General features: G+C 73.6%; 3 protein-coding genes and 2 tRNA genes. 4 read left to right on the forward strand and 1 reads right to left on the reverse strand.

Going from position 1 to position 6,736, the window contains the following annotated elements; translation table 11 throughout:
• Window positions 1–54: 54 nt before the first annotated feature.
• Complete coding sequence (locus ACWEN0_RS39735) at window positions 55–987, forward strand: ABC transporter ATP-binding protein (protein WP_451985371.1); 933 nt, start codon at window positions 55–57, stop codon at window positions 985–987.
• Between the two features lie 26 nt (window positions 988–1,013).
• Window positions 1,014–4,349, forward strand: coding sequence for a serine hydrolase (locus ACWEN0_RS39740; protein ID WP_451985373.1), 3,336 nt, complete (start codon window positions 1,014–1,016; stop codon window positions 4,347–4,349).
• A gap of 334 nt (window positions 4,350–4,683) precedes the next feature.
• Here the strand turns inward: ACWEN0_RS39740 and ACWEN0_RS39745 are convergent, their stop codons facing one another.
• Window positions 4,684–6,120 carry a DHA2 family efflux MFS transporter permease subunit gene (locus ACWEN0_RS39745; RefSeq protein WP_451985375.1) on the reverse strand — a complete coding sequence of 479 codons (1,437 nt, stop codon included), beginning with the start codon at window positions 6,118–6,120 and terminating at the stop codon, window positions 4,684–4,686.
• 185 nt (window positions 6,121–6,305) lie between these two features.
• On the opposite strand from ACWEN0_RS39745, the gene ACWEN0_RS39750 reads away from it, so the two are divergent.
• A tRNA-Val gene (locus ACWEN0_RS39750) sits at window positions 6,306–6,380 on the forward strand.
• Window positions 6,381–6,418: 38 nt separating this feature from the next.
• A tRNA-Val gene (locus tag ACWEN0_RS39755) sits at window positions 6,419–6,490 on the forward strand.
• Window positions 6,491–6,736: the final 246 nt, after the last annotated feature.

A 6,736-nucleotide genomic window follows, 5' to 3' on the forward strand; every position in this document is an offset into this window, starting at 1 on the left:
ATTCACCACCGCGCGTACCGCTCAGGTCGCGCCGAGCGTCCGCGAGGCGCGCGCATGAGCGCGCTGGAGTTCGACGCGGTGAGCGTCCGCTACGGCAGGCTGACCGCCGTCGACGGGGTGAGCCTGACCGTCCCTTCCGGACAGGTCGTCGGCCTGGTCGGCGAGTCCGGCTCGGGCAAGTCCACCCTCGCCAGGGCCGCGGTCGGGCTGGCGCCCGTCGGCTCGGGCCGGGTGCTGCTCGACGGCGCCGACGTGCGGAGCCTGCCCCGGCGCCGCCCGCTGCAGATGGTGTTCCAGGACCCGTATTCGTCGCTGGACCCGCGGATGGCGATCGGCGAGTCGATCACCGAGGCCATGCCGCGGGGGACGTCCCGCGGTGCCCGGCGCGCCGAGGTGGCCCGGCTGCTCGACCTGGTCAACCTCGACCCGGAGCGCGCCGCGATGCTGCCCGGGCAGCTTTCCGGCGGGCAACGCCAGCGCGTCGCCCTCGCCCGCGCGCTCGCCGGGCAGCCGAAGGTGCTGATCGCCGACGAGATCACCTCGGCGCTCGACGTCTCGGTGCAGGGCGCGGTGCTCAACCTCGTCCGCGACGTCCAGCGGCGGCTGGCGCTGTCGATGCTGTTCATCTCGCACAACCTCGCCGTGGTGCGCTACGTCAGCGACATCGTCGCCGTGATGTACCTCGGCCGGATCGTCGAAGCCGGGCCCGCCGAGCAGGTGCTCACCGATCCGCGGCACCCGTACACGCGGGACCTGCTGTCCGCCGCGCCGTCGGCGCACCGCGGCCTGCTCGACGACACCGGCGACGACCCGCTCGCCGACACCGAACCCGCCGACCCGCACCACCCGCCGGCCGGCTGCCGCTACCACCCGCGCTGCCCCGTCGGCCCGCTCGTGCACACCGACCGCACGCTCTGCACCACCGCCGACCCGGCCGACGGCGCCGCCGCCCGGCCGCACCGGGCGGCCTGCCACTTCGCCGCGTGAGACCGTTATCCCACAAGGAGATCCGCATGACCCGACGCCTCGGCCTCGACGATCTGTACGCCTTCGAATTCCCGGACCAGCCGGCGCTCTCGCCCGACGGCACCCGGATCGCGTACGTGCTGCGCACCGCCGACCGGGACCAGGACGAGGACACCCGTTCGCTCTGGCAGGTCGCCACCGCCGGCGGCGAAGCGCGCCGGCTGACGCGCGGCAAGGCCGACGTCGCCCCGGCGTGGTCGCCGGACGGCACGCGGATCGCGTTCCTGCGTGCCCAGGACGGCCCGGCGCAGCTGTGGCTCCTGCCCGCCGACGGCGGCGAGCCCGAGCAGGTCACCACCCTGCCGCTCGGCGCGGGCACGCCGGTCTGGCGCCCGGACGGTGCCGAGATCGCCTTCAGCGCGCCGGTCGACCTGAACGCCGAAGAAGGCGAAGACGACGGCGCGAAGAGCCGCCGGGCGCACGAGCCGGTGGTCGCCGACCGGCTCGACTTCAAGGCCGACGGCGCCGGCCTGCTGCGCACCCTGCGCAAGCACGTCCACGTCCTCGACGTCGCCACCGGCGAGGTCCGGCGGGTGACGTCGGGGGACTGGCACGCGGGTGACCCCGCCTGGTCGCCGGACGGCGGGCGGCTGGCCTTCCCCGCATCGCGGGACGCCGACGCCGACCTGACCTTCCGGTCGGCCGCCTACGTCCTCGAGCCCGGAGACCGGACGGCGGAGCCTCGGCAGGTGGGCTCCGGGGACGGCTTCTGCGGCGCGGTGACCTGGACCGCCGACGGGGACGCGCTGCTCGTCGTCGGCCGCCGCGACACCTCGCCGGGGCACGCCGGGCTGCTGCGGGTCCCGCTGGACGGCGGCGAAACCGTCGACCTGGCCGCCCCGCTCGACCGCGCCGTGATGCCGGGCGGCCCGGGCTACCCCGGTGCCCTGCCGCGGCCGGCCGGCTCCACGGTCCTGTTCTGCGTCCGCGACCGCGGCTACACGCACCTCTACGCCGTCGACGTCGCGGGTGGCGAGCCGCGGCGGGTGCTCGGCGAGGCGGGCAGCGCCGTGTCGGGCCTGAGCGTCGCCGGCGACACGGCGGCGGTCGTGCTCGCCACCACGACGTCCTACGGCGAGATCGCGACGGTCGGCGTCGACGGGGGAGCGGCGGAGGTGCGCACGGCGCACAGCCCGGCCGATCTCGACCTCTTCGCCCACGAGGAGCGGGAGTTCACGATCTCCGACGGCACGGTCGTGCACGGCTGGCTGCTGCGCGACCCCGCCCGGACCGGCCCGCTGCCGCTGCTGCTGGACATCCACGGCGGCCCGCACAACGCGTGGAACGCCACCGCCGACGCCGCGCACCTCTACCACCAGCAGCTCGCCGCGCGGGGCTGGGCGGTGCTGCTGCTCAACCCGCGCGGCAGCGACGGCTACGGCGAGGCGTTCTACACGGCCGCGGTCGGCGCCTGGGGCCTGGCCGACGCCAAGGACTTCCTCGAGCCGCTGGACGCGCTCGTCGCCGAGGGCGTGGCTGACGCGCGCCGCCTCGCCGCGTCCGGCTACAGCTACGGCGGCTACATGACGTGCTACCTGACCAGCCGCGACGACCGGTTCGCCGCGGCCGTCGCGGGCGGGGTCGTCAGCGACGCGGTCAGCATGGCCGGCACCTCCGACAGTGCGCACTACCTCGGCGTCGCCGAACTCGGGTCCGTCCCGGCGGAGAACCGGGCGCACTACGCGGCGCTTTCCCCGCTGGCGCAGGTGGAAAAGGTGCGCACGCCGACCCTGGTCGTGCACGCCGAGAACGACGACCGGTGCCCGATCGGCCAGGCCGAGCAGTGGTTCACCGCGCTGCGCGAACAGGGCGTGCCGACCCGGCTGGTGCGCTACCCGGGCGCGTCGCACGTGTTCATCCTCGACGGGCGCCCGTCGCACCGCGTGGACTTCAACCGCCGGGTCGTCGACTGGGTCGAGCAGTACGCGGGGGAGCCGGGCCGGGCGAAGCGGGTCCCGCTCGACGTCGCGCACTGGCGGCGCCGCCTGGCCGAACTGGCGCGCAAGCACCGCGTCCCCGGGGCGGCGCTGGGCATCGCGCGCGGCGACGACCAGGTGCTCACCAGCTTCGGCGTGCTCAACAAGACGACCGGCGTCGAGGTCACCGACGACTCGGTGTTCCAGATCGGCTCGATCACCAAGGTGTGGACGGCCACCGTCGCGATGCAGCTCGTCGACGAAGGCCTGCTGCGGCTGGACGCGCCGATCGCCGACGTGCTGCCCGAGCTGAAGCTGGCCGACGCCGACGTCACGAAGCAGGTGACGCTGCGGCACCTGCTGACCCACACCAGCGGCATCGACGGCGACGTCTTCACCGACACCGGCCGCGGCGACGACTGCGTCGAGAAGTACGTCGGGCTGCTCGACCAGGCTGCGCAGACCCATCCCCTCGGCGCGACCCTGTCGTACTGCAACTCGGGGTTCGTCCTCACCGGCCGCGTCATCGAGAAGCTGACCGGCAAGACGTGGGACGCGGCCCTGCGCGAGCGGCTGTTCACGCCGCTGGGCCTGACCCGCACCGGCACCCTGCCGGAGGAGGCGCTGCTGCACCGCGCCGCGGTCGGCCACGTGGCGCCCGGCGACGGCGAGCCGCAGCCGGCGCCCGTGTGGGGGCTGCCGCGCTCGGCGGGCCCGGCCGGGCTGATCACGGCGTCGACGGCGGACGTGCTGGCCTTCGCCCGCCTGCACCTGACCGGCGGCCTCGGCCCTGACGGCTCCCGGCTGCTCTCGGCCGAGTCGGCCGCGGCGATGACCGAAGCGCAGGCCGAGATGCCGGACAAGGACACCCTCGGCGACTCGTGGGGCCTCGGCTGGATCCGCTTCGCCTGGGACGGCCACCGCCTGATCGGCCACGACGGCAACACGATCGGGCAGTCGGCGTTCCTGCGGATCCTGCCGGAGCAGGACCTGGCCGTCACGCTGCTCACCAACGGCGGCAGCGCGCACGACCTGTACGAGGAGCTCTACTCGGAGATCTTCGCGGAGCTGGCGGGCGTCGCGATGCCGAGCCCGCTCGAGCCGCCGGTGCCCGCGCCCGCCGTCGACGCCACGGAGTTCCTCGGCGTCTACGAGCGGGAGTCCGTGCGGATCGAGGTCCTCGAGCGCGACGAAAAGCTGTGGCTGCGCACGACGGTCACCGGCGCGCTCGCCGAGCTCATGCCGGAGACCACGACCGAAGACGAGCTGGTGCCGATCGGCCCGAACCACTTCGCGCACAGCCCGGCGGGCATGCGCGGCTGGGTTTCGGTGACGTTCTACACGCTGCCGACGGGGGAGCAGTACCTGCACAGCGGCGTGCGGGCGACCCCGAAGGTCAAGGAGTGACGACGATCCGCTGAGCGCCGGTGTCCTTCCAGGCCCGCTGGACGTCCTGGAGGGACACCGTGCGCGCGTCTACGCCTCGCCGCGGTGGACCGGAACCGGCTGGGCCGCATGCTGTCATGACACCCGTCACGTCGGGAACATCGGCGGGCGTGGAGCGTTGTAAGGGGTGTCGGTACGGAGGAGTCCCCGGGCCTCACCCCTTGCCTTCACGGAGTGCCAGTCCGGCTGGAGCCGTGTAGCGCCACTCGCCGCGAGGCGACCCCCGTACCGGCCCCAAAACTCCCGTTTCCGCTCGCAGGTCTCCCCCCAGCCTTCGCTGAGCGGAAGCGGGACTTCATCCGTCCTCAGTGGACCGCCGGCGGCGGATCAGCCAGGTGCACGCGAAGGCGACGACCCCGACGCACCCGGCCACCACGAACGCGGCCCGCAGCCCGGAAGCGTCCGGGCTCTCCGCGGTGGCGTCGGCACTCCCGAGCGTCGCCACGCTGACGAACACCGCCGTCCCGAGCGCCCCGGCCACCTGCTGCAGCGTCGACAGGATCGCGCTGCCGTGCGAGTACAGGTGGTCCGGCAACACCCCCAGCGACTCGGTGAACAACGGCGTCATCATCAGCCCGAGCCCGGCCATCAGCAGCACGTGGATCCCGATCACCGCGATCAGCGGCGACGTCGGGCCCAGCGTCGTGAACAGCCACAGCGACACCGCCATCGCCGCCGCGCCCGGGATGACCAGCGGGCGAGCCCCGACCTTGTCGAACAGGGCACCCACCGGACGGCCCAGCAGGCCCAGCACCAGCCCGCCCGGCAGCACCGCCAGGCCGCTGACGAACGTGCTCGTGTGCAGCACCGTCTGCAGGTACAGCGGCAGCAGGATCGCCGCCGCGCCGATCAGGCACACGAACAGCAACGCAGTCAGCACCAAGGCCACCACGAAGCTCCGGTGCGTGAACGGCCGCAGGTCCAGCAGCGCCCGGTCGCGGCGCTGCAGCCGCAGCTGCCGCCACGTGAACACCACCAGCGCCACGACCCCGGCCACGATCGGCACCCACGGCGGCAGCGGGGGCCGGACGCCACCCTGCTCACCCGACGTCGACAGGCCGTACAGCACACCGCCGAACCCGATCGCCGACAACACCACCGAAGGCACGTCCAGCGGCACCCGCCGCTGCTCGCTCGCCAACCGCAGCCGCAGCGCACCGGTCACCAAAGCCGCCACCGACAACGGCAGCACGATCCAGAACATCCAGCGCCAGCCCAGCGACGACAACACCGCGCCACCGATCGTCGGCCCGATCGCCGGCGCCACCGCGATCACGATCGTGATCGTCCCCATCGTCGCGCCCCGCCGCTCCGGCGGCACCAGCCGCATCACCGACGTCATCAGCAACGGCAGCATCACCGCCGTGCCGCACGCCTGCACCACCCGCCCCACCATCAACATCCCGAACCCCGGCGCGAGCGCGCACAACAACGTGCCGAGGCTGAACGCCGACAACGACACCAGGAACACCTGCCGCGGCGTGAACCGCTCCAGCAAGAACCCGGTCGTGGGAATCACGACGGCCATCGTCAGCAGGAACCCGCTGGTCAGCCACTGCACCGTCGTCGTCGGCACCTTCAGGTCGACGGTCAGGTCACGCAACGCGACACTCAGGATCGTCTCGTTGAGGATCATCACGAACGCGGACAGCACGAGGACCCCGATGAGGAGCCCCGGGCGCGCCGGAGCGCGGTCCAGGTCGGCGGGCGGGGTGGACACGGTGTCGGTCATCGAGGCGAGAGCTCTCCTGGTCGGGGCGGCACAAGCCCGGCAACGGGCGTGCTGTCTCCCTGCAGTCTGCCCGTTTCGGCGCCTTCGTGTCACGGCGGTTTCCCCCGTGCGGCCGGTCACCCGGGACCCCCTGCCGACCCACCGAAGACGTCCGATATGCTTCTGCGAGTACGGAGTTCCGCAGCGCGCGATTAGCTCAGCGGGAGAGCGCTTCCCTGACACGGAAGAGGTCACTGGTTCAATCCCAGTATCGCGCACCACGAGTCCACCCCCGGGATTTCGTGGAAGTTCGTACGAAGGGCGATTAGCTCAGGGGGAGAGCGCTTCGTTCACACCGAAGAGGTCACTGGTTCGATCCCAGTATCGCCCACTCGATCGCGGGAGAGCCTTGCTTGCGGAAAGCGCAAGCAAGGCTCTCTTCGTCGTGTCCTGTGGGGGGCGGGGCCCCCCCCCCCCCCCGGGGGGGGGGGGGGGGGCCCCCCCCCCCCCGGGGGGGGGGGGGCGGGGGCGGGGGCGGGGGGGGGGCCCCCGCCCGCCCCCCCCCCGCCCCCCGGGCGGGGGCACCGGCCGTCTGGGCCAGCCCCAGGGGGTTGTCGGGGGGGGGGGGCCGGGCTGG

The organism is Amycolatopsis sp. NPDC004378 (genome assembly GCF_053602455.1).

Excerpts from the sequence above, each read along its gene's own strand:
- ACWEN0_RS39735 (WP_451985371.1), top strand. The coding sequence starts at position 55 with ATGAGCGCGCTGGAGTTCGACGCGGTGAGCGTCCGCTACGGCAGGCTG.
- ACWEN0_RS39740 (WP_451985373.1), top strand. The coding sequence starts at position 1,014 with ATGACCCGACGCCTCGGCCTCGACGATCTGTACGCCTTCGAATTCCCG.
- ACWEN0_RS39745 (WP_451985375.1), bottom strand. The coding sequence starts at position 6,120 with ATGACCGACACCGTGTCCACCCCGCCCGCCGACCTGGACCGCGCTCCG.